Source organism: Tepidibacter hydrothermalis, assembly GCF_029542625.1.
Classification (GTDB): Bacteria; Bacillota; Clostridia; order Peptostreptococcales; family Peptostreptococcaceae; genus Tepidibacter_A; species Tepidibacter_A hydrothermalis.
Genome location: NZ_CP120733.1, coordinates 773,168 through 797,110 on the forward strand (window position 1 = coordinate 773,168; position 23,943 = coordinate 797,110).

At 27.3% G+C, this 23,943-nt stretch carries 18 protein-coding genes and 1 riboswitch; all 18 genes read left to right on the forward strand.

Annotated elements, in window-relative coordinates; translation table 11 throughout:
- Window positions 1-64: 64 nt before the first annotated feature.
- Entirely contained in the window at window positions 65-3,829 is a 3,765-nt protein-coding gene (locus tag P4S50_RS03295) for an S-layer homology domain-containing protein (RefSeq protein WP_277733083.1), read from the forward strand.
- A 44-nt stretch (window positions 3,830-3,873) separates the two neighbouring features.
- A complete protein-coding gene (locus tag P4S50_RS03300) occupies window positions 3,874-4,053 on the forward strand; it encodes a hypothetical protein (protein ID WP_277733085.1) in 180 nt (59 codons plus the stop codon).
- A gap of 417 nt (window positions 4,054-4,470) precedes the next feature.
- Window positions 4,471-4,953: a hypothetical protein gene (locus tag P4S50_RS03305; protein ID WP_277733087.1), complete on the forward strand. Its 483-nt coding sequence runs from the start codon at window positions 4,471-4,473 to the stop codon at window positions 4,951-4,953.
- Between the two features lie 130 nt (window positions 4,954-5,083).
- On the forward strand, window positions 5,084-5,758 hold the full coding sequence (locus tag P4S50_RS03310; RefSeq protein ID WP_277733088.1) for a response regulator transcription factor: 675 nt from the start codon (window positions 5,084-5,086) through the stop codon (window positions 5,756-5,758).
- 2 nt (window positions 5,759-5,760) lie between these two features.
- Window positions 5,761-7,137 carry a sensor histidine kinase gene (locus tag P4S50_RS03315; RefSeq protein WP_277733089.1) on the forward strand — a complete coding sequence of 459 codons (1,377 nt, stop codon included), beginning with the start codon at window positions 5,761-5,763 and terminating at the stop codon, window positions 7,135-7,137.
- A 106-nt stretch (window positions 7,138-7,243) separates the two neighbouring features.
- Window positions 7,244-7,332, forward strand: a riboswitch (ZMP/ZTP riboswitch).
- Between the two features lie 62 nt (window positions 7,333-7,394).
- Window positions 7,395-9,629, forward strand: a complete 2,235-nt coding sequence (pflB, locus tag P4S50_RS03320; protein WP_277733091.1) for a formate C-acetyltransferase — start codon at window positions 7,395-7,397, stop codon at window positions 9,627-9,629.
- Between the two features lie 102 nt (window positions 9,630-9,731).
- On the forward strand, window positions 9,732-10,475 hold the full coding sequence (gene pflA / locus P4S50_RS03325) for a pyruvate formate-lyase-activating protein (RefSeq protein ID WP_277733092.1): 744 nt from the start codon (window positions 9,732-9,734) through the stop codon (window positions 10,473-10,475).
- A 392-nt stretch (window positions 10,476-10,867) separates the two neighbouring features.
- Window positions 10,868-11,782, forward strand: coding sequence for an NAD-dependent epimerase/dehydratase family protein (locus tag P4S50_RS03330; protein ID WP_277733093.1), 915 nt, complete (start codon window positions 10,868-10,870; stop codon window positions 11,780-11,782).
- A 1-nt stretch (window position 11,783) separates the two neighbouring features.
- Window positions 11,784-13,007: a GAF domain-containing protein gene (locus tag P4S50_RS03335; protein WP_277733094.1), complete on the forward strand. Its 1,224-nt coding sequence runs from the start codon at window positions 11,784-11,786 to the stop codon at window positions 13,005-13,007.
- On the forward strand, window positions 13,007-14,836 hold the full coding sequence (locus tag P4S50_RS03340) for a DUF2194 domain-containing protein (protein ID WP_277733096.1): 1,830 nt from the start codon (window positions 13,007-13,009) through the stop codon (window positions 14,834-14,836). Before P4S50_RS03335 ends, P4S50_RS03340 begins: the two co-directional genes overlap by 1 nt.
- A 9-nt stretch (window positions 14,837-14,845) precedes the next feature.
- Complete coding sequence (locus tag P4S50_RS03345; RefSeq protein ID WP_277733098.1) at window positions 14,846-15,811, forward strand: hypothetical protein; 966 nt, start codon at window positions 14,846-14,848, stop codon at window positions 15,809-15,811.
- Between the two features lie 15 nt (window positions 15,812-15,826).
- Window positions 15,827-17,239, forward strand: a complete 1,413-nt coding sequence (gene pelF / locus P4S50_RS03350; RefSeq protein ID WP_277733099.1) for a GT4 family glycosyltransferase PelF — start codon at window positions 15,827-15,829, stop codon at window positions 17,237-17,239.
- A 4-nt stretch (window positions 17,240-17,243) separates the two neighbouring features.
- Entirely contained in the window at window positions 17,244-18,713 is a 1,470-nt protein-coding gene (pelG, locus tag P4S50_RS03355; protein ID WP_277733100.1) for an exopolysaccharide Pel transporter PelG, read from the forward strand.
- A 75-nt stretch (window positions 18,714-18,788) separates the two neighbouring features.
- Window positions 18,789-19,631: a glycoside hydrolase family 66 protein gene (locus P4S50_RS03360; protein WP_277733101.1), complete on the forward strand. Its 843-nt coding sequence runs from the start codon at window positions 18,789-18,791 to the stop codon at window positions 19,629-19,631.
- 185 nt (window positions 19,632-19,816) lie between these two features.
- A complete protein-coding gene (locus tag P4S50_RS03365; RefSeq protein ID WP_277733103.1) occupies window positions 19,817-20,506 on the forward strand; it encodes a response regulator transcription factor in 690 nt (229 codons plus the stop codon).
- Entirely contained in the window at window positions 20,503-21,957 is a 1,455-nt protein-coding gene (locus tag P4S50_RS03370) for a sensor histidine kinase (RefSeq protein ID WP_277733105.1), read from the forward strand. Before P4S50_RS03365 ends, P4S50_RS03370 begins: the two co-directional genes overlap by 4 nt.
- Window positions 21,958-22,060: 103 nt before the next feature.
- Entirely contained in the window at window positions 22,061-22,627 is a 567-nt protein-coding gene (locus P4S50_RS03375; RefSeq protein ID WP_277733106.1) for a hypothetical protein, read from the forward strand.
- 96 nt (window positions 22,628-22,723) lie between these two features.
- Window positions 22,724-23,809 carry a TolB family protein gene (locus P4S50_RS03380; RefSeq protein ID WP_277733107.1) on the forward strand — a complete coding sequence of 362 codons (1,086 nt, stop codon included), beginning with the start codon at window positions 22,724-22,726 and terminating at the stop codon, window positions 23,807-23,809.
- The last annotated feature ends 134 nt before the right edge of the window (window positions 23,810-23,943 follow it).

Sequence of the window (23,943 nt, forward strand, 5' to 3'; positions counted from 1 at the left end):
GATAATATTGTATAATTAGGGTTGACAAGGTATGAATACCTAAATATAAAAGAGGAGGATAAGTATGGGACTATTAAAAAGAAATAGTAAACGTGCTATGGCTATCATATTAAGTGCATCTATGGTAGTCGGATCGATGGGAATTTCTTTTGCCGCTAGTTTTTCAGATGTTAATAACCATTGGGCGGCAAATCAAATTAAATCATTAGTAAGTAGAGGAATTATAAGTGGTTATAATGATGGTACATTTAAGCCAGATAACTATATTACAAGAGCAGAATTTATATCATTAATAAACAAAGCTTTTAACTATAAGCTAGTTTACGATATTAACTACAAGGATACATCATCAAAAGATTGGTTCTATGAAGATTTAAGAAAAGCAAAAGCAAAAGGATATATATCAGGATATGAAGATAATACTATAAGACCTAATAACAAAATAACAAGACAAGAAGTAGCTGTAATTATGGCTAAAGTGCTTAATAAACAATCTGGTAATAAGGAATATGTATCTGATAGATTTAAAGATTCAGATAAAATTGCAGATTGGAGTAAAAAATCTATAGGTGCATTAGTAGATTCTAAAAAGATGAGTGGATATCCAGATGGAACATTTGGACCAGAAAAATATATAACTAGAGCAGAAGCTGTGACTGTAATTTATAAGAAATTTAAAGGATCAGGTTATTCATCTTCAAGTAGTAGACATAGTTCTAATTATGATGAAAAATCAAAAAATAGAGATAATGATGTAGTATTAGATGATAAAGGGGATAGATTAGAAAATAAAACGATAGATGGAGATCTTACTATATCATCACATGTAGGAGATGGAGAAGTATATCTTGAAGATGTTACAGTAAAAGGAACTACATATATATACGGTGGTGGAGAAAACAGTGTATATCTTGAAGATTGTGATTTAGGAAAAGTAGTTGTTGATAAAAACGGTGACGATGTAAGATTAGTTGCACAAGGAAGTACAACTATAGATACAGTTACATTAAAATCAGGAGCAATACTTGAAGAAGATACATCAGGAAGTGATAAATTAACTAAATCAGGATTTGATGATGTATCTATTGAAGACGATCATAAAGTTACATTAAAAGGTGATTTTGATGATGTAGATATAGAAGTAAAAGATGCAGATCTTTACTTACAAAAAGGAGAAATATCTAAAGTATCTATAAAAGACGATGCAGAAGATGCTTATATATATGTAGCTAGTAGTACTAAAATTAGTACAATAGATGCTGATGAAGCAGCTAGAGTAAAGGGAAGTGGATACGTTAAGAAAATAGAAGGATCAAAACGTAATTCTGTAAGTAGAACACATTCATCAAGTGGTGGTTCTAGCCATAGCAACAGAGATACTACAGCACCAGTAGTAAGTGGAGTAAGTAGTGCAAATATTGAAAATACAAGTGCAGATATTAAGTTGAAATCAAATGAATCAGGAACAGTATATTATGTAGTATTACCAAAAACAGCTACACCACCAAGCAATACACAAGTAAGAGATGGAAAAGATAGTAAAAATACTACTGTAACATCAGAAACAGAAGCTACACTTCATATAACAGGGTTAACAGCAGGAACTGAATATACAGTATATGTTGTAGCTAGAGATAGTTCAGGTAATATATCAACAGTAAAAAATGTAGATATAACAACATATTCTGAAGATGAGATGATAGCTAAGAAAACTAAAATTGAAGTAGAAGACTTTAAATTAGAAAACGGTTTATATAAATCAAATATAAAAATTGATTATCCAACAAAAGAAGAATTAGAAAAAATTAAGGATGGAAATTTATTAGTAGATGGAATTCTTGAAATACAAACAAATTGTAAATCAGATGAAGAAGTTAAGATAGGAGTAGCAGCTCAGGATTCAAAAGTAATAATGAAGGATGGGGAAAATAAAGAGATAGGATTTGTGTATAATCCTTCTACAGATGAGAAAATATTTACTTTATCAGACAAAATAAAGAAATTTACAAAAGCACCAATTAATAGAATATATAATGATATACAGACTTCATTATATATTCAAGACCTTCCTAAAGGAGACTTTACATTTACATTAAAAATAATGATGTATAATGGTGAAGCTGATACAGTAGGTAAAGAAATAGCTAGTGCAAGTAAGAGAGTGAAGTCTAGTGGTGTTGACGAAAAAGAAAAATACGCAACGACATTTAATATTACAGATGCTGATGGAGTAGTTGCAGATGCAACAGTAGTAGTGAAATCTGGAGAGACAGTAGTAAATGCAGAATCAGATGGAAGCTACAAGTTAGAAGCAGGAGAATACACTTATACAGTAAGCAAAGAAGGATATAAAAATGCTACAGGAGCAATAACAGTTACAGATAAAGCAGTAGCACAAGATGTAATATTAACAAAAACAGTAGTAAAATACGCAACGACATTTAATATTACAGATGCTGATGGAGTAGTTGCAGATGCAACAGTAGTAGTGAAATCTGGAGAGACAGTAGTAAATGCAGAATCAGATGGAAGCTACAAGTTAGAAGCAGGAGAATACACTTATACAGTAAGTAAAGAAGGGTATAAAAATGCTACAGGAGCAATAACAGTTGCAGATAAAGCAGTAGCACAAGATGTAATATTAACAAAAACAGTAGTAAAATACGCAACGACATTTAATATTACAGATACTGATGGAGTAGTTGCAGATGCAACAGTAGTAGTGAAATCTGGAGAGACAGTAGTAAATGCAGAATCAGATGGAAGCTACAAGTTAGAAGCAGGAGAATACACTTATACAGTAAGCAAAGAAGGATATAAAAATGCTACAGGAGCAATAACAGTTACAGATAAAGCAGTAGCACAAGATGTAATATTAACAAAAACAGTAGTAAAATACGCAACGACATTTAATATTACAGATGCTGATGGAGTAGTTGCAGATGCAACAGTAGTAGTGAAATCTGGAGAGACAGTAGTAAATGCAGAATCAGATGGAAGCTACAAGTTAGAAGCAGGAGAATACACTTATACAGTAAGTAAAGAAGGATATAAAAATGCTACAGGAGCAATAACAGTTGCAGATAAAGCAGTAGCACAAGATGTAATATTAACAAAAACAGTAGTAAAATACGCAACGACATTTAATATTACAGATGCTGATGGAGTAGTTGCAGATGCAACAGTAGTAGTGAAATCTGGAGAGACAGTAGTAAATGCAGAATCAGATGGAAGCTACAAGTTAGAAGCAGGAGAATACACTTATACAGTAAGCAAAGAAGGATATAAAAATGCTACAGGAGCAATAACAGTTGCAGATAAAGCAGTAGCACAAGATGTAATATTAACAAAAACAGTAGTAAAATACGCAACGACATTTAATATTACAGATGCTGATGGAGTAGTTGCAGATGCAACAGTAGTAGTGAAATCTGGAGAGACAGTAGTAAATGCAGAATCAGATGGAAGCTACAAGTTAGAAGCAGGAGAATACACTTATACAGTAAGCAAAGAAGGATATAAAAATGCTACAGGAGCAATAACAGTTACAGATAAAGCAGTAGCACAAGATGTAACATTAACAAAAACAGTAGTAAAATATACAACGACATTTAATATTACAGATGCTGATGGAGTAGTTGCAGATGCAACAGTAGTAGTGAAATCTGGAGAGACAGTAGTAAATGCAGAATCAGATGGAAGCTACAAGTTAGAAGCAGGAGAATACACTTATACAGTAAGTAAAGAAGGATATAAAAATGCTACAGGAGCAATAACAGTTGTAGATAAAGCAGTAGCACAAGATGTAACATTAACGAAAATTTTATAAAAACAAAAGAGAGCAAGTTGTAAAATGAAAGAAGAGTAATTTCTTTGAAAAAAGAGAGTACTCTTTTTTCATACAAAAAAGAATTAATTTCACATTTAAACATATATCATAATAATGAATTTGCTAACTTCTTAAAGAAGTTAGCAAAAATAAAGCCACATAAATTCAGTGAAATCAATATATTGAGCGGAATTAGTCAATCTGAAATAAAAATTGAATTCTGACTAATAAGTACTAGTTAAACTAAGTCAGCTAAAGTGAAAGGAGATGAAACTAAGTCAAAATAGATTTAAGCAGTAGGAGAATTCCTAAAGCTCGTGAAGTAGAATCCATAAAAAATCCTAGACATATAAAAAATATAAAATAGTACATAAAGAGAAAGAAGAATAAAAGAGACTATATTATTTTTACAGTTCTAATAAATGTAGGACTAACAGGATGTAATTTACTCTTATTAAATACTATGTAATGAAAATAAGTAAAATTTGATTTAATAAAGATTAAATTTAAAACGAAAATTAGTGCATCCATAATAGTTATTCATTTTTCACAATTTGACACATTTATATTATATTTATAATACAATCTCTTTCTATAATAAACTTAACAAGTAAAATAAATAAAAAATGGAGGAGATAAGTATGAAAGCAAAAAGATTTATTTTATCAGCATTAGCAGGGGTTATGGTTATTGGAGGAAGTATAAGTGCATATGCGAATCAAAATGATGATGTAATGAAAATGGTAAAGGTAAAGCCTATGAATATTATGAAGTCAGTTGAGCTTAACCAAGAAGAAAAAGCAGAATTAGAAAAAATGAAAGAAATGACTCCAGAACAATTACAAGAATATATAAAAGAAAATAAACCAAGAGTTGTACCAGCATTTAAATGTATACCAGCAAAAAACATTGATGGAAAATTAGAAAATATAAAGGCAATTGAACTTAGTGAAGTAGAAAAAGTAGAGCTAGAAAAAATAAAAGAAATGACTTATGAAGAAATGCAGGAATATATTAAGGTAAATAAACCAAAGTTTGTACCAAAAATGAAATCAATTAAAGTCGTTAAACCTGTTATTAGTGGAGAAGAACAAGAAGACATTATAAAATCTAAAGATATGTAAGAATGATTGATTAAAAAATTCATAACTAACATAGAATAAATAATAAATTAGAGAGAACCTTGTATTTTGGTTCTCTTTTGTTCTATAATAAATAAACTTTAAAAATTTTTATATTGGATGGGGAGAAAATATGTCTTATAGTATTTATTTAGTTGAAGACGAGCAAAATTTAAATGAAATTTTATCATATTATATGAAAAAGGAAGAATGGAACGTAAAATCTTTTTATAATGGAATAGAAGCACAGAAAATGATTGATACTGCACCTCATTTATGGGTTTTAGACATAATGCTTCCAGATATAGATGGAATTCAATTATTAAAAGAAATTAAGGAAAAAACACCTAATGTTCCTGTTATTTTTACATCTGCAAGGAATACGGATATGGATAGAATTATTGGACTGGAATTAGGTAGTGATGATTATTTATCTAAACCATTTTTACCTAGAGAATTGATTATTCGAATAAAAAAAATACTACAGAGGGTGTACAAAAACGAGATACAAAGTAATGATCAAAATGAAATCGAAAATATAGATACCTATAAGGTTGATAAAAATAGAAGAATAGTAAAAAAAGATGAGGATAATATTGATTTAACATCTAAAGAATTTGATTTACTGATATTATTTATAAATGCAAAAGGACAGGCTTTGTCTAGAGAACAAATTTTAGAGAAAATTTGGGGAAATGATTATTTTTATTCAGATAGAGTAGTAGATAATTTGATTAAACGATTAAGGAAGAAGATGCCTGATTTAAAAATAGAAACAATTTATGGATATGGATACAGGAGGCTTTAGTAATGAAGGCAAAATCTTTATCAACTCAAATATGGATGTGGTTTATTGGAATTATTGTTGGGTTATGCATTATTTTAAGCATAGTTTTTTATGTTACGTTAGAGAATTTTTTTGAAGAACAGATGTATACTTATATTGAGCAAGAACAAAAACAAGAAATTAACTCAATAAAAATAACTCCTAGTTATACTCAAAAAATAAAACCACGTGAGGTAGTACCTGCACTACCTACAGTTCCCGCAGTTCCAATAACTGAATCTGTTCCTAAGCATAATATTATTTATAATACAGATACAATCTCGGGTCAAAAAAAAGAGAAGTTAGAACCTAAAATTAAAATGGAAATTGTACAACAAGCAAAAACTCAAAAAATTGAAAACAAAAGATATGAAAAAGTAGTAGAAGGTAAAAAGCTATACTATGTAATATCAAAACAAAAAATTGGAAATGAAACGGTTTATGTATATTCGTATATATGGGAAAATTTAAAGAAAAGAATAATATCTTTGCTACGTAATATTTTTATTGGCATACTAGGAGTTATATTAATTATTCTAATTCCAATACGTATAATTTCTAAAAAATTAACTAAACCTCTTATGATATTAGAAAAAGATATGGATCGTATAGCAAAAAGAGATTGGAATGAACCTATATGTATAGAAGGTTCAGAGGAGATAAAGGATTTAGCAAGATCGTGTGAATGTATGAGACAGCAGTTAGTAAATCATGATGAGAAACAGCAATCTATGCTTCAGAGTATTTCTCATGAATTGAAAACTCCGATTATGGTTATTAGAAGTTATATACAAGCAATTAAAGATGGATATTATCCTAGAGGGAATTTAGATACAACACTAGATGTAATTGACCAAGAAGCTAGGCGATTACAAAAAAAAGCGTTAGATTTAATCTATATAACTAACTTAGAATACTTATCTAATCATAAAACATTAGAAGAAGATATACAGTTACAAGTTATTATTCAACAAGTGTATGAAAGATTACAGTATGAAAGAATCGATATTAACTGGAATTTAGACTTAGATAATATTGTTATTAAGGGTGATTATGAACAGTGGAAAGTTGTCTTTGAAAATATTTTACAAAATCAGATTAGATATAGTAAAGATAAGATTGAAGTAGCATTAAAAGCAGATGATGAAAATATTATTTTTAGAGTTTATAATAACGGTCCGTTTATAGAAGATGAACAAAAACACAAGTTATTTAATGCATTTGAAAAAGGTAGTGAAGGTCAAAGTGGTTTGGGACTGAATATTGTAAAACGTATTGTAGATATGTATAACGGAAAAGTTTGGGTTGAGAATCAAAAAGATGGAGTTGTTTTTTATATTTCAATGCCAGTTAAAAATTAGAAGCGATGATTTTTGTTATATTAAATCAAATAATAAAAGCTATTTTGTATATTGACGATAAATAAACATAGTGGTAAGATAAAAATATATCAAATATAAAAAATTAAAGGAATCACATAACTGGCGGATTACGTAGAATTAACTACGAGGGAATGTGATTTTAGATTAAATAAGCCGACCGCCTGGGCACCTACTATGTCCAGGGGATCTTTTTTGTATACCTCTGGACAAGTAACTAATGTCAAGGAGGTATTTTTATGTTGAGGGAAGAATGGAAAGGATTTAATGAAGGGGATTGGATTAAAAGAATTAATGTAAGAGATTTTATCCAAAATAATTATAATCCTTATGATGGTGATGAAGCATTTTTAGTTGAAGCTACAGATAGAACTAAAAAATTATGGAATCAGGTTTCAAGTTTAATTAAACAAGAGATTGAAAAGGGTGGAACTCTTGATGTTGATACTAAGACTGTTTCAACTATAAATTCTCATAAAGCAGGATACATAGACAGGGATTTAGAAATAATTGTTGGGCTTCAAACGGATGCTCCCCTTAAAAGAGCTGTAATGCCTTTTGGTGGAATAAGAATGGTCGAGAATTCATGTAAAGCTTATGGATATGAATTAGATCTTTCTATCAAAGAAGCTTTCACTAAATATAGAAAAACTCATAATGATGGAGTATTTGATGTTTACACTCCAGAAATGAGAGCGGTTAGAAGTGCTGGTATAATAACTGGTCTTCCAGATGCTTATGGAAGAGGTAGAATAATAGGAGACTATAGAAGAGTAGCTCTTTATGGTATAGATAGATTAATAAAAGATAAAGAAGCTCAAAAACAATCTTTAAATGTTGTTTCCATGGATGAGGATACTATAAGATTAAGAGAAGAAATATCTGAGCAAATAAAAGCGTTAAAAGAATTCAAATTAATGGCTTCAGAATATGGATTTGATATAGGTGTACCTGCTAAAAATGCTAAAGAAGCTGTACAATGGACTTATTTTGCTTATCTTGCAGCAGTTAAAGATCAGAATGGAGCTGCTATGAGTTTAGGTAGGGTATCTACTTTCCTTGATGTATATTTTGAAAGAGATATAAAAAATGGAGTTTTAACTGAAGAAGAAGCTCAAGAAATAATGGATCATTTTGTTATGAAACTTAGAATGGTTAGATTCTTAAGAACTCCAGAATATAATGAATTATTCTCCGGAGACCCAACTTGGGTAACAGAAGTAATAGGGGGTATGGGTGTTGATGGAAGAACACTTGTTACTAAAAACTCATTTAGAATGTTAAATACCTTATATACTTTAGGGGCTGCTCCAGAACCAAACTTAACTGTACTTTGGTCTAAAAATCTTCCGAAAAACTTCAAAAAATTCTGTGCTAAGGTTTCTATAGATACAAGCTCTATTCAATATGAAAATGATGATTTAATGAGAGTATATTCAGGAGATGATTATGGAATAGCTTGTTGTGTATCTGCAATGAGAATAGGTGAGCAAATGCAGTTCTTTGGAGCTAGATGTAACCTTGCTAAGGCGTTATTATACAGTATAAATGGTGGTAAAGATGAGAAAAAAGGAATTCAAGTTGGTCCTAAATTAGCACCTATAATTTCTGAATATCTTGAGTACGATGAAGTTATGGAAAAATTTGATATAGTATTAGACTGGCTTGCTAATTTATATGTAAATACATTAAATGTAATTCACTATATGCATGATAAATATTCATATGAAAAAGCTCAAATGGCTTTACATGATAGAGATGTATTTAGAACCATGGCTTGTGGTATAGCAGGACTATCCGTATGTGCTGACTCTTTATCAGCTATAAAATATGCAAAAGTTAAGACTATAAGAGATGAAAGTGGTATGGCTATTGACTTTGAAACTGAAGGTGATTTTCCTAAGTTTGGAAACAATGATGATACAGTTGACTCAATAGCAAGTGATTTAGTAGAAAGATTTATGAATAAGATAAGAAAAAATAAAACTTATAGAAATTCTTTGCCTACTCAATCAATATTAACTATAACTTCTAATGTGGTTTATGGAAAGAAAACTGGAAGTACTCCAGATGGAAGAAAAGTTGGTGAACCATTTGCACCAGGTGCAAATCCAATGCATGGAAGAGATACAAAAGGTTGTCTTGCTTCTATATCTTCTGTTGCTAAACTTCCATACGAGCATTCTCAAGATGGTATTTCTTATACATTCACTGTTGTTCCTAAAGCTATAGGAAAAACTGGGGAAGAAAGAATAAACAACTTAACATATTTACTTGATGGATATTTTATTCAATCAGGTCACCATATAAATGTTAATGTATTTGACAAAGAAATGTTACTTGATGCTATGGATCATCCAGAAAACTATCCTCAGCTTACAATACGTGTATCTGGTTATGCAGTTAACTTTATCAAATTAACTAGAGAACAACAATTAGAAGTTATAAATAGAACTTTCCATGGCAAAATGTAGTCAAAATATAGCCGAGAGAATAAATATTCTCTCGGCTATAAATTTAGTTAAAGTAAAAAGTTTATATTAATCAAGATTTACTTTATTAAGGAGGAGATTTAAATGTCAATTAAAGGTAGAATTCATTCTATAGAAACTTTTGGAACTGTTGATGGGCCAGGAATAAGATATATAGTATTTACTCAAGGTTGTCCTCTCAGATGTAAATACTGTCACAATAGAGATACTTGGGATACACAAGGTGGCAAAGAGTATACTACAAATGAACTTATTGATGATGTTAAAAAATATATTCCTTTTATGAAAACTTCTGGAGGAGGGCTTACCGTATCAGGTGGAGAACCTACTCTTCAACCAGAATTTTTAAAAAGATTATTAATAGAAGCTAAAGAGAGCGGTATTCATACAGCTGTTGATACTTCTGGATTTGTAGATATAGAGGTGATAGATCCTATCCTAGATTATACAGATTTAGTTCTTTTAGATATAAAACATATAGATAGAGATTCTTTTAAGAATTTAACAGGGGTATATAATGATAAAACTTTGAATTTAGCTAAACATTTAGAAAAAAGAAATATACCTGTTTGGATAAGATATGTATTAGTTCCTGGAGTTACAGATAATAAAGAAGATATTAAAAATCTTGCAAAATTTCTTTTGACTCTTGGGAATGTTGAAAAAATAGAAATACTTCCTTATCATTCAATGGGAAAATTTAAGTGGAAAGAGCTTGGATATGATTACCCTCTTAAAGGAATTCCTGATGCAACTGATGAAGATGTTGAGAAAGCAAGTAATATATTTAAAAAATATGGAGTAACAATAAAAGAAAGGAATTTTTAATAAAATTATAAAAAGTATACAGGGACCTGTGAAAATTTTTTTACAGGTCTTTTTTTACATCTTTTTTCTCTTACAAATAAAAGAACTTTGATGTAAGAAATGCGGTCGCATTCAATAAATTAAATTGTATTTAAAAAGATTCTAATTCATTGTTGAGAAACTTGTCGAATACTAAGGGTATTGATATAATTAAGTTATTGTAATAGAAATTAATTATAACAAGTGTTTTATATTAATGTTTTTTATTTTATTTAAGTAAAAACTTATTTAAATTATAAAAATTAGAATGAAAATAAAGAATTGTCAAAAACTAAAACAGTATAATAGAATATTCCGAGAAATTTAAGATTTTGTAATAAGCTAATGACATTATAAAACAGGAGGAATTATTTGTGAAAATACTAGTCACAGGAGGAGCTGGGTTTATAGGTTCTAATTTAGTGGACGAGCTTATAAATTTACATTATGAGGTTGTTGTTATGGATGATTTAACAACAGGTAAAGTTGAGAATTTAAACTCGAAAGCTAAGTTCTATAAAATGGATATATGTGATGAAGATGTTTTAAAAATATTCGAAAATGAAAAATTTGATATTGTGTATCATATGGCAGCTCAAATAAATGTTCAAAAATCTATCAAGGATCCTATATATGATGCAAATGTTAATGTAATAGGAACTATAAATATCTTAGAAGCTTGCAGAAAAAATAATGTAAAGAAAATAATTTATTCTTCTACTGCTGCAGTTTATGGGAATCCTGATTATTTGGGAATAGATGAAAAACATCATAAACAACCTATTTCGTTTTATGGTTTATCTAAACTAAGCCCTGAATATTACATATCTATTTATTCAAAATTATATAATTTAGATTATACAATTTTAAGATACTCTAATGTTTATGGTATTAGGGACGATAAAAATGGAGAAGGTGGAGTTATATCTATATTTTTAGATAGAATTATCAATGGTAAGAGTATTAAAATATTTGGTGATGGAAGTGCAACAAGAGATTATATATATGTTGAGGACGTAGTTGATGCAAATATAAATTCTATGAAATATGGAAATAGAGAAATCTTTAATATAGGAACGGGGAAACATACATCTGTTTTAGAACTTTTTAAAATTATTAGAAATATAGAGAATAAAGATATAAATGTAGTATTTGAAGATGAAAGACCTGAGGATATAAAACATTCGTATTTTGAAATTAATAAATCATTAAGCATGCTTAATTGGAATCCTAAATTTTCTTTAGAGCAAGGCCTAAGAAAAACAGTAGAATATTATAGGAGGAATTAGATTGATCAAAAAGAAATTAAAATTTTGTTTAATTGAAAATATATTATTAAATGGTATTATATTTTTTATATTTTTTCATATGAATCCAACAAAAGATAATTTTATAAATATGAATATACATCCTCTTGTTATAGTAGTAGTTGCCATGGCTCTTAGGTATGGTAATTATCTAGGCGTTTTAAGTGCAATAATAGCATCTATAACATTTATTTATTCATACTGGCTTTTGGGAAGAGACTTATTCCTATTTTTTATAGATTATTCTTATTATAAATTTTTACTTATGTTTTTCCTCTCAGCTATAATTTTTGGAAGATTTAAAGACAATTATGATTTTAATATCAGTAATTTAAAATTAGAATATGATAGTCTAAGTGAAAAATATGATAATTTAATGAATGGATATGAAAAATTAAGATTTATAAAGGAAGAATTAAGAAAACAAATAGTTGGAGCCGAATACAGTATAGTTTCTCTATATGAAATAGCATCAACACTAGAGACATTGGATTCAGAAGAAATATACACAGAAATAATGCATATATTATCTAAATTTTTAAAAGCTAAAACAATGTCTATATATACTGTAAGCGAAGATGATAAATATCTAAGGTTAAAGTTAAAAAAAGGAGAAGGCAAACAAATACCTAATTCTATAAACATATTGGATAAGTTCTGTTTTAGAAAACTTATAAATAAAAAAATTACTATAAAAAGAAATGGAAATTGCGAAAGTGAATTTCCACTTCTTTCTGGACCTATTATAAAAGACAATAGAGTTATAGCAGTTATAAATATAGAGAAAATGGATTTTGAGATGATTACAGAGTATTCCTTTAACTTATTTAAAGTAATTGTGGAGTGGATAAATAAAGCATTAGTTCAAGCAATAGAGGTAGAATTAGAACTTAATAAGAAAAAATATTATGAAAATACTAATATAATAAAATATGAATTTTTTAAAGAAAGACTTGATGAAGAAAAAGAGAGAAAAGAAAGATATGATTTAGAATATGGGGTTTTAAAATTTAAAAATAAGGATATGGGTATAAAATATTTAGACGATAAATTAAGCAAAATAATTAGAACTGTGGATGTTGTATTTTATGATGAAAAAAGTAATATGATATATATTTTACTACCTGCAACTCCTATCAGTGTGTGTGACGTTATTGAAAAAAGAATACTACAGGGTTTTGATTATAAGATTGAGAGGATAAGATGATGAACATAAAAAAAAGTAGTATTTATATATTAGTGTCAATACTAATATGCGCAATTATTATACAACTGGTGAGGTCAGGAGTATTTGAAAAAACATTTAACATTAATCAAAATTATCAAGAAAGTAAACTAAATTATATTTCTTCAACTATTCCCATCGATTATAAAAAAATACTTGTATTATATTCAAATAAAGATAAGGGATCTAGAGATATATACAATAATATGTATTATACATTTAATATGGCAAAGTTAAATTATAAGTTAGTAGACATTGAATCAAAAGAAGCTGAAAAAGAAATAGAAAAATTAAAAAAAGATGATGTATTAGTAATAGGAAGTGAAAGACTTTATGAAATTAGAAATACGAATACAATAAGAAATTATATTAAAAATGGAGGTAATACTGTATTTTTAGTTAGAGCTTTTTTTAATGAGTTCAATGATATAGTTGGAATAAAAGAAAATAAAGGATTTCTTACGAAATCTTTATATGGATTCAAATTCGAAAAAGATATATTTCCAGGACTTGATGAAATAGAGATAAAAAGCAAAAAAGTAGTGCATTCATCTTTGGATGTTATATTAAATAATAATGTAGATGTGCTTGCAACTTCTGAAAATAAACCTATCATATGGACTAATAAATACGGTAAAGGAGAAATTCTTTATGTCAACTCTACACTTTTAATGGATAAAGTAAATAGGGGGTTAATGCTTCAATATATTTCATATATGGGAGATTATTTTTTATCAACCATATTTAATGCGAAAATAGTTGATATTGATGATTTTCCTTCTCCGATAAAGCAAGGTAAAGATGATATTATATATTCTCAATATAATATGGATAATAACTCTTTTTATAAAAATATATGGTGGTCGGATATGTATAATTTAGCAGAGAAATATAATATAAAATATACAGGTCTTATCATTGGAACATACACTGATAAAACGGAAAAACCTTTGAAAAAATTAAATAAATTACAGCTTCAGGATATAAAATATTTTGGAAGAAGACTCTCAGAAACTCAGGGAGAAATTGGAGTACATGGATATAATCATAACTCTTTAGCTTTAAAGGGACAAATGAATTTTGAAGATTACGGATATAATGAGTGGGAATCGAGAGAAACTATGGAAGAATCATTAAAAATATTAAAAAATAATATAGAAAATATGTATGGAAATATAAAAATATATACTTATGTTCCTCCTTCCAATATTATATCTAAAGATGGAAAAATTGCAGTTAAAAAAGTATTTAAAGATTTGAAGGTTTTTGCATCACTTTATACAGGAGAGAGTGAAAAGGGTGTTTTATATCAAGAATTTGGAAAAGATCCAGATGTTTCAGGAACATATGATTTTCCAAGATTAAGCTCTGGTCAGGATTATAGCCCTGAACTTATGTGGGATATCTATAATGGTATAGCACATTATGGAATATTTAATCATTTTATTCATCCAGATGATATTTTAGACGAAGAAAGATCAAACGGAAGAACATGGAATGAGATGAAAAAAGATTTGAGCAGTATATTTTCAGATGTATATGATAAGTTTTCCTATTTAAGACCGATGACCAATATAAAAGCATATAGAGAATATGTTGAAAAGGAAGAATTAAAAGTTTATTTAACTAAAAAAGATAAGGTTATAAATATTTATCATGATAAACTAATACCTCCTGCATATCATTATCTAAGAATAAAAGAAGATAAAATATCAAGTATTGATGGTGGGAAATTTACATTAATAGATAAAGATACAGGGCTTTATTTGATAGAGGCAAATGAATCAAAAATTGAAATAAAATTAAAATAGGTGATATTAATGAAATTTTTAAGTCCCATTATTTATTTTACAGGAGCTATTTTAGAAATAGTTATATGCATTTTAACATATGTATATGAAACTTTAAACTTAGGTAGCTTTTTATTTATACACTTGTTTATTATATTGGGTATATACTTTATTAATAAGATGCTCATTAAAGATGAAAAAAAATTACCACTATATTTAGGCTTGTTTTTTCCTGTAATTGGACTGATACTTTTATCAATTTTAGATTTATTATTATTTTTAAATAAATCTAAAAATAATATGATAGAGGATTATGAAAAATATATAGAATATGTAGATCAAATTATTGTGAAACATCAAGTTGACTTTGAAAAAGAAATTAATATGACGTCAGCATTAGATATTTTAAAATATTCATCCAATGAAAAGAAAAAAGATGTAATAGTAGATCTTATTGCAGAGGATATTGATTTGAAAGTTAAAATACTTAAAACTGCTTTAAGAGATGAAGACCCAGAGGTTGTTCATTATGCATCATCTACATTAAATTTATTAGAAAGTGAATATGAACATGAAATAAATTTTTTAAGAGATTCTTATAATAAAAAAAGGGATGAGGAAACATTAAAAAAACTAATAAAAGTATATGATAAATATTTAAATTCAGGACTGCTTAGTATACAGCTAAAAAATATTTTATTACAACAATATTTAGATATATTAATGGAATTTAAAGATAAATTCGGTGAAGAGTATAATCTTTTATTAGATATAGCAGATGTATATATGAATTTAGACAAAACAGAAGAATCTATTAAAATATTGAAAACATTATATGAAAACTATACTCAAGAATTTGAACACTATATATATTCTATGAAGGCATTTTATTTAATGGATAATTATAAAGAAGTTTCTAATATAGCCAAAAAAATTATTGATTTAGATTTGAATATTCCTGATAGGTATAAACCTATTGTTGATTATTGGAAATAGAAAGAGGACGATAATATGGAAATTTGTATTTTATCAGAAGGTTCATATCCCTATATATCTGGAGGAGTTTCTTCGTGGATTAATCAACTAGTAAATGAGATGAATGATAAAACCTTTAAAATAGTTTCAATAATGCCATCTAGAGAAAGTAATTTAGAATATAAATATAAAATACCATCTAATATTACTGAAATTAAAACTATATATTTAAATGATTATTTTTATTTAGAACCAAATAAAAAAAATAAAGAACCACAACTTAATAAAAAAGAATTAATAGAGGTAGAAAAGTTTTTCAGATTTGATAAAAATGTAGATTGGAATTTAATTATAAATATAATATCAAATAAAAAAAGATTTGGAAATTGTGTAGAGTTTTTGCAAAGTAGGTTCTTTTGGAATATGATATTAAGATTTTATCAAGATAATTATAATAAAGAAGAATTTAATAAATTTTTTTGGACTATAAGGTCTATGTTTATACCTTTCATAAGTATAGTTCAAAGTGAACTTCCAAAAGCAGATATATATCATTCAGTATCTACTGGATATGCAGGTTTTTTAGGATTATTATGTAAAATTAAAAATAACAAACCATTTATTTTAACAGAGCACGGAATCTATGCAAGAGAAAGAGAAGAAGAGATAATAAGAGCTAAGTGGGTTACAGGAATATATAAAAAAATATGGATAGATTTTTTTTACTTTATATCTATAGGCTCATATAAAGGAGCAGATTCTGTTGTATCATTATTTGAAAGAAATAAAAATATACAACTTGAACTTGGAAGTAATAAGGAGAAAACTATAGTAATACCTAATGGGGTAGATTTAAATAAATTCACTGCAGAACATGAAGAACATGAGGGGTTTAATATAGGAGCAATTTTAAGAATAGTGCCTATAAAAGATGTGAAAACTTTAATAAGAGCATTTAAATTAGTTAAATCTGAAATACCTAACGTTAAATTATATTTAATAGGACCATATGATGAAGATATGGAATATTATGAAGAATGTTTAAAATTAGTTAAAAACTTAGAACTTGAAGAAAATATAAAGTTTACAGGAAAAGTAGATATAAAAAAATATTTAAAAAGGTTAGATTTATTGATTTTAACATCTATATCAGAGGGTCAGCCATTAGTTATACTTGAAGGTATGGCGTGTGAAATTCCATTTGTAGCAACAGATGTTGGATCATGCAAAGAACTTTTGGAAGGAAAAGAAGATGATAATATAGGACTGTCTGGAATAATAACTAGTCCTGTTTCTCCAAACGATACAGCAAATGCAATAATTAGATTGTTAAAAGATAAAAAGTTAAGAACACAGATGTCCCAAAATGGTAGAGAAAGAGTTGAAAAATATTATACAAATAGAATGTTTATAGAAAAATACAATGAAGTATATGAAAGTTTAAGGTGATTTTATGGCGGGTATAGGATTTACTTTAAAAAAATTGTTTAAAGAAGAATTTTTTACTACAAGGTTAAAGGCGTATATGTATTCGTCAATAGTTGCGGCTGGGCCTTGGATAGCAGCAGTTTTGACTGTGAATATACTATTGTTTATGTCTGAGTATTATTTTGATGATATGTCTCAAAAAGATTTATTTATGGGAACAATAGTTTATAGTTTTGTATTTTCTCAAATAATAACTGCGCCATGGCAGCTGTTAATAACTAGATATATATCTGATAAATTATATGTTAAAGATTATGATTACATCAAATCATCATTCACAGGTCTTAGCAGATTAGTATTTGTAATAACTTATATTGTAGGTTTTATTTATTATTACAAAAATCAATTGCCTTTATATTATAAATTTATGTCACTTTCGTTATTTGTATTTATATCATTGATATGGATTATAATGGTTTATTTAAGTGCTATAAAGAACTATTCCATAATTTCATATGCTTATATAATTGGAGGTATAATTTCCATTATATTATCAGTCATATTTATTAATTATTCATTACAATTTAAAGAATATTCTATTGCAAGTGGGTTGCTTTTAGCATATTTGATTGGAATAATAGTTACTTATTCAATTTTATTATATAGTTTTTTATCAACTTTTTATGTTAGCAACAATAAGGAGTATGATTTTCTTAGATATTTAAGCAAGTTTTATAGCTTATTTTATATAGGTCTTTTTTACACATTAGGATTATGGATTGATGATATTTTGATGTGGTATTCTCCATTAGGAGTAGATATATATGAAACATATAAATATGCACCTCTTTATGATAATGCTGTATTTATAGCATACTTAACTGTTATACCTACAATGGTTCTTTTTATGGTATCTATCGAAACTGAATTCTATGATAAATATAAAAAGTACTATACGCTTTCAATGGAAAATGGAACATATGATGATATAGAAGTAGCAAGAAAGCAAATGGAGAAATCTGTATACAAACAAATGATATACACAATGGAGACTCAAACAATAATTTCTTTAACACTAATAGTCATTTCTGGAAAGATATTTTCATACTTAGGTATACCTATAATAATAAGAGATATATTTAGAATAGCTGCTCTTGGAGCTTTATGTAATATATTTATATTAATAATAATTCTTATTTTACTTTATTTTGAATCAAGAAAGTTTGCATTAACCATAGCATCTTTATTTATGTTGTCTAATGCAATATTTACCTTATATTTTATACCAAAGGGTATTGAATTTTATGGATTTGGATATTTTATGGGTTCATTTATAACTTTGGTTATAGCCATTGTAATAATGGTAAGATTCTTAAAAGATATAAATTACTATACATTTGGAAAACAACCGTTATTTATTGCAGAAGAAAAGGGTATATTTGCAAGTATTGCAAATAATATAAATACTTTATCAAATGATATTGAGAATGAATAAGTTGAGCATATTTCAGTTTATTCGATTATTTGATAAGAAAAATATAAAAAGGTGAATAATATGGAGCATGGATATATGATTATATTTATAGTAATTATGGCATTAGTAGGAACATTTATTATTCCAATCAATGAACCTATAAGTGCAAATTACAATATAAAGGAAGAAAAGAATATTTTAGAAGTTGAAAATAGTATACAAGATTTTATAATATATTATGGAGATATAAATGACAAGAAGATAAAGGAATTATCAAAGTATTCGCTTGTAATAATAGAACCTAGAAATATAACAAAAAATCAAGTTATTACTTTGAAAAATCTAGGAGTAAAAGTTTTAGGCTATATGTCTGTTGTTGAGCAGAATGAGAATAATATAGAATTTGTAGGGCTGAAAGATTCTTGGTTTTATAAGCCTTACAATGAAAAAATCAAAATTTATAAATGGCAATCTTGGTATATGGATATAAGAAAAAAAGGTTATCAAAATTTTCTTTTAGAACAACTATATTTGCATATTGTTGATAAAAACTTAGATGGTGTATTTTTAGATACGGTTGGGGATATAGATGATTCTAATTGGCGTGAAAATGATAAAAAAGGTATGAGGGAGAATTATGAAAAATTTTTACTTAGAATAAAAAATAATTATAAGGATTTAGAAATTGTTCAAAACTGGGGATTTGAAACTGCAAAAAATTACTCCGCAAAACACATAAATGGTATAATGTGGGAAGGTTTTTCGTTTGATCTTTTAAAAAATGACGAATGGTCTCAAAATAGAATTAAAGATATTAAAGATATGGATATAGATCTTTATATTGTAACACCTAAAAAAGAAAATATAAATAAAAATATATTAAACAATAAATTATATGTGCATTTTAGAAACAGTGATATTTATGATACTACTGAATAAATATATATAAAAATAGAGGCTGATGCCTCTATTTTTGATTATATAAATAATCAAATTTATGCAAATTAACACAAAATATTAGTTATAATAATATAGGCTGATCTTTTGATATACATACGATTTAAAATGTTATATCATAAATAGAATGATAGGTTTATTATAAAAAAGGAGCAGAATATAAAAATATGGAAGATAAAATATTAATAGTAGACGATGAAAAAACTATTGCTCATGCAATTTCTTATGGATTTAAAAGAGAAGGATATATTGTTGAAGTAGCATATGATGGAATTGAAGCATTAGAGAAGATATCAATATTTCAACCGAATTTGATTATTTTAGATATCATGATGTCAAAGATGAATGGGTTTGAGGTATGTAAAAAAGTAAGCAACAGAGATGATATAGGTATTATTCTAGTAACGGCTAAAGATGATATTGTGGATAAGGTATTGGGATTAGAACTTGGAGCGGATGATTACATAACTAAGCCTTTTGATATAAGAGAAGTAATAGCAAGAAGTAAATCATTATTAAGAAGGCTACAAAAGACTTCTAATAAACCTGAAGTTAATGAAATCATAATTAAAAATTTAAGAGTCATTCCAAAATACAGAAAAGTAATAATTGAAGATAAATGCTTAGAATTAAAACCAAAAGAATTTGATTTGTTGGTTATTTTATTATCCAATCTAGAAAGAGTATATACAAGAGAAGAATTGTTAGATTTAGTTTGGGGAATGGAGTATATAGGTGGGACTCGTACAGTAGATATTCATATTCAAAGATTGAGAAAAAAGCTAGGTTCTGAATATCAAAATATAATAAAAACAATATTTGGAGTAGGGTATAAGGCAACCGGTGATTTTGAATGAAGATAAGTATTAGGACGAAATTAAGTGTTTTTTTGGCTATATTGTTACTTTTAACAGTATGTATGTTAAGTATATTTGTGCTTCGTGGAATAAAGAAAAATCAACAAAGAGAACAAGAATCATATATAGCGCAACAAGCCAAGGTTGCCAATATGTATATAAGAGATTTTTATTATGCAAAAAATCCAAATGATATAAATGAATTTTTACAAAATAATAGTGCCAATATTGCAAAACAATTGGATCGTATGATGGGTATGAATGTTGCAATATATGATATGTCAGGAAATGAAATAGGAAATTCATTACTTTTTTCTAGTAAAATGGATACAGAGGATATTTTATCGTATGCATTAAAGGATAATATATCGTATCAAATTATAGGAGATACAATGGATTATATGTCACCTCTATACGATATAAATGGGCAGATTGGTGTTATTAGGTTTCAGTATTCTTTAAAAAAATATATTGATTTTTACAAACAAGTAACAAGGCTTTTTATTAGTATTGGAATCATTGTATTTGTATTGAGTTTTATAAGTGGATATTATTATTTTGATAAATTTGTAAAGCTTATTTTGGTGTTAAAGAAAGATGTAGATACAATTAGAATTGGAAATTATAATTGTATTGTTCCTATTAAAAGAAATGATGAAATTGGAGACTTGAGTAACGGAATTTATTATATGAACAATCAAATTAGAAAAAATATTTATGAAATGGAAGACGAACAGAGTAAGCTAAGGTTAGCAGTACAAAAACTTAGAGCACTAGAAAAACAGCAGAAAACTTTTATTGGGAATATTACACATGAATTTAAAACTCCATTAACAGGCATTAAAGCTTATATTGATTTATTAAATATATATGAAGATGATCCTAATTTAATAAAAGAAGCAAGATCTAATATAGAAAAAGAAGCAGATAGGCTTTATGAATTGGTGAATAAAGTACTGCATTTATCCTCTCAAGAAAAATACGATTTTGAACTTCAGTCAGAAAAAATAGAAATAAAAGAACTGATAGAAGATGTTTGTAATAGAATGAGAGGAAAAGCACAAAAATTTAATATAAGTTTGGATATAAAGTTAGTAGAATCAGTTATTTTAGGAGATAAGGAAAGTTTGATGCATATTTTTATAAATCTTATTGATAATGCAATAAAATACAATATGCCTGAAGGATATGTTTTTATCACGAATTACATTGAAAAAGAGAAAGTTTATATAGAAATATACAATACAGGAAATACAATACCTAAAGAAGACAGAGAAAAAGTGTTTGATTCATTTTATACAGTAGATAAGAATAGATCTAAAGAAAACAGTGGAACAGGATTGGGACTTGCTATTGTAAAAGAACTAGTAGAAAAGCAAAGAGGCACTATTTCTATAATAGATACAAGATCAGAAGGGACAACTGTTCTAGTATCTTTTCCTCTGCTCTAAAAAGTTTACACTTTGGAAACAAATTTATATATTTTAGAAATATTTATTTTGTATAATTACCTTAGTTAATCAAATATGTAATTATAGGAAAGAGGTAGAAATTATGAAAAAAATAATAACTATGGGAATTGTTTTAGTATTAGGATTATCAATGATAGCATGTACGAATAAGGATGAAAGTAGCATGTCTCAGGAAGAAATAAAGCAAGAAAGTAGCATAGAGAAAGAAGGTACAAAGCAGGATATTACATCAGATTCAGAAGTATCTAAGAAAGAGAATGTGACTAAAGAAGATGAAAAAAATTCTCTTGAAAAGTATATAAAGTTAATTGGGTTAAGTAGAGAAGAAATTATTGATGCCATAGGAGAAGAACCTAATGTTGTTGATGAAGGTGGATTAGAGTTTTTAAGTGAGGATATTAGAGTTTGGTTTGGAGAAGATGGCAAAAGTGTAAATGAAATTGCTATTTATAACAGTGATATTGACTTTAATGGAGCGAGCGTTGGTGGAAAAATCGATGATTTTAAAAATATTTTTGGAAAACCTGTACTAGAGGACAATGTATCTGGATACAGTAACTTTGATTATAAAGGTCTTGTTCTAAGCATAGCATATGATCCTAGTACAGATAAAGTTGTTGGTGCAAGTTTGATTAAGGAATGGAAATAGTCTTAAAAACATTATATAAAGAATATATAATTAAAAATCAGAGGGAATACAAACCTCTGTTTTTTTAACGCTAAATTAAAGAAGGTGATATAGAATATGAAAAAAAGAAAATTATCAATATATCTAGTCCTAATAAGTACTTTACTTCTATTTGTTGGATGTACAAAAGATCTTGAAACAGACCGTGAAATTATTAAAAAAGAAAATAAAGAAATAACTGTTATAGCAGATACTAATTATACTGTAGGAAAAGATATTGTTGAAAAAATTAATGTATATGAAGGATTAAAAGGATATGATTGGGTAGAGAATGATAAAATAATTGGAATAAAAGAGAATGAAAACAATAAACTTGAAAAATTAGTTTATGATGTAAAAGATATTTTGAATTTTATAAAAAAGGAATTTACTACTGAAAATTTACCATATCAATATATTAATGTTTCACCGGATAAAAAGCATATATTTTTCGTAGATTCCGCTAGACATATACGTTATATTATAGACTTAAACGGCAATATAAAGGCTAAGGCTGAAGGACCTTATATTGGGGAATTAGGAGAGGCTATATGGATTAATAATAAAGAATTAATAATGCCATACAAAGGAACAGGGTTCTATATTATAAATTTAGGTGGAAAAGAAATAAAGATAGAAGATGTGGAAGATAAAGAATATATATATAAAGCTGTAAAAGTTGGAAACAAAATATATTATAGTACGCAAATTGAATTAGAAAGAAAGATGAAAGTATATAATATAAGCACAAAAGAAACAAAATTATTTATTGAAGATAGGGTTGTAGACTTTCATTTATCTCCAAAAGACAATCAATTTGTTATTGAAACACATAATCTAAATAAAGATAAGACAACTGTTTCATTAGTAGATTTAGAAGGAAAAAATAAAGATGCTGTAGCTGAAGGAAGAATGATATATGGAACTAGTTGGTCACCTGATGGATCAAAACTTGCATATATTCTAAATTCACGAGGAGAAGAGGATGAGGGACTTTTTATAATTGATATTGAAAAAAAGAAAAAGAATCAAGTATCTACAACATATTTAGATTTAGAAAATCACATTAAATGGAGTCCTTCAGGTAATAAAATTATGATTAGTAATTCAGAAGTAAAAGATAGTAAATGGGTTGATAAAACAAATGTAATTAATTTAAAATAAAATTCGAGTTACACTAATGTATAGCTCATATTGCAAACGGGTCTTAATGAATATGTTCAAATATGAGATAAAGAAGATAGGGATAATTCCCTATCTTTTTGAATTTAAGTAAAGAGTATAAATTTAAATTTATA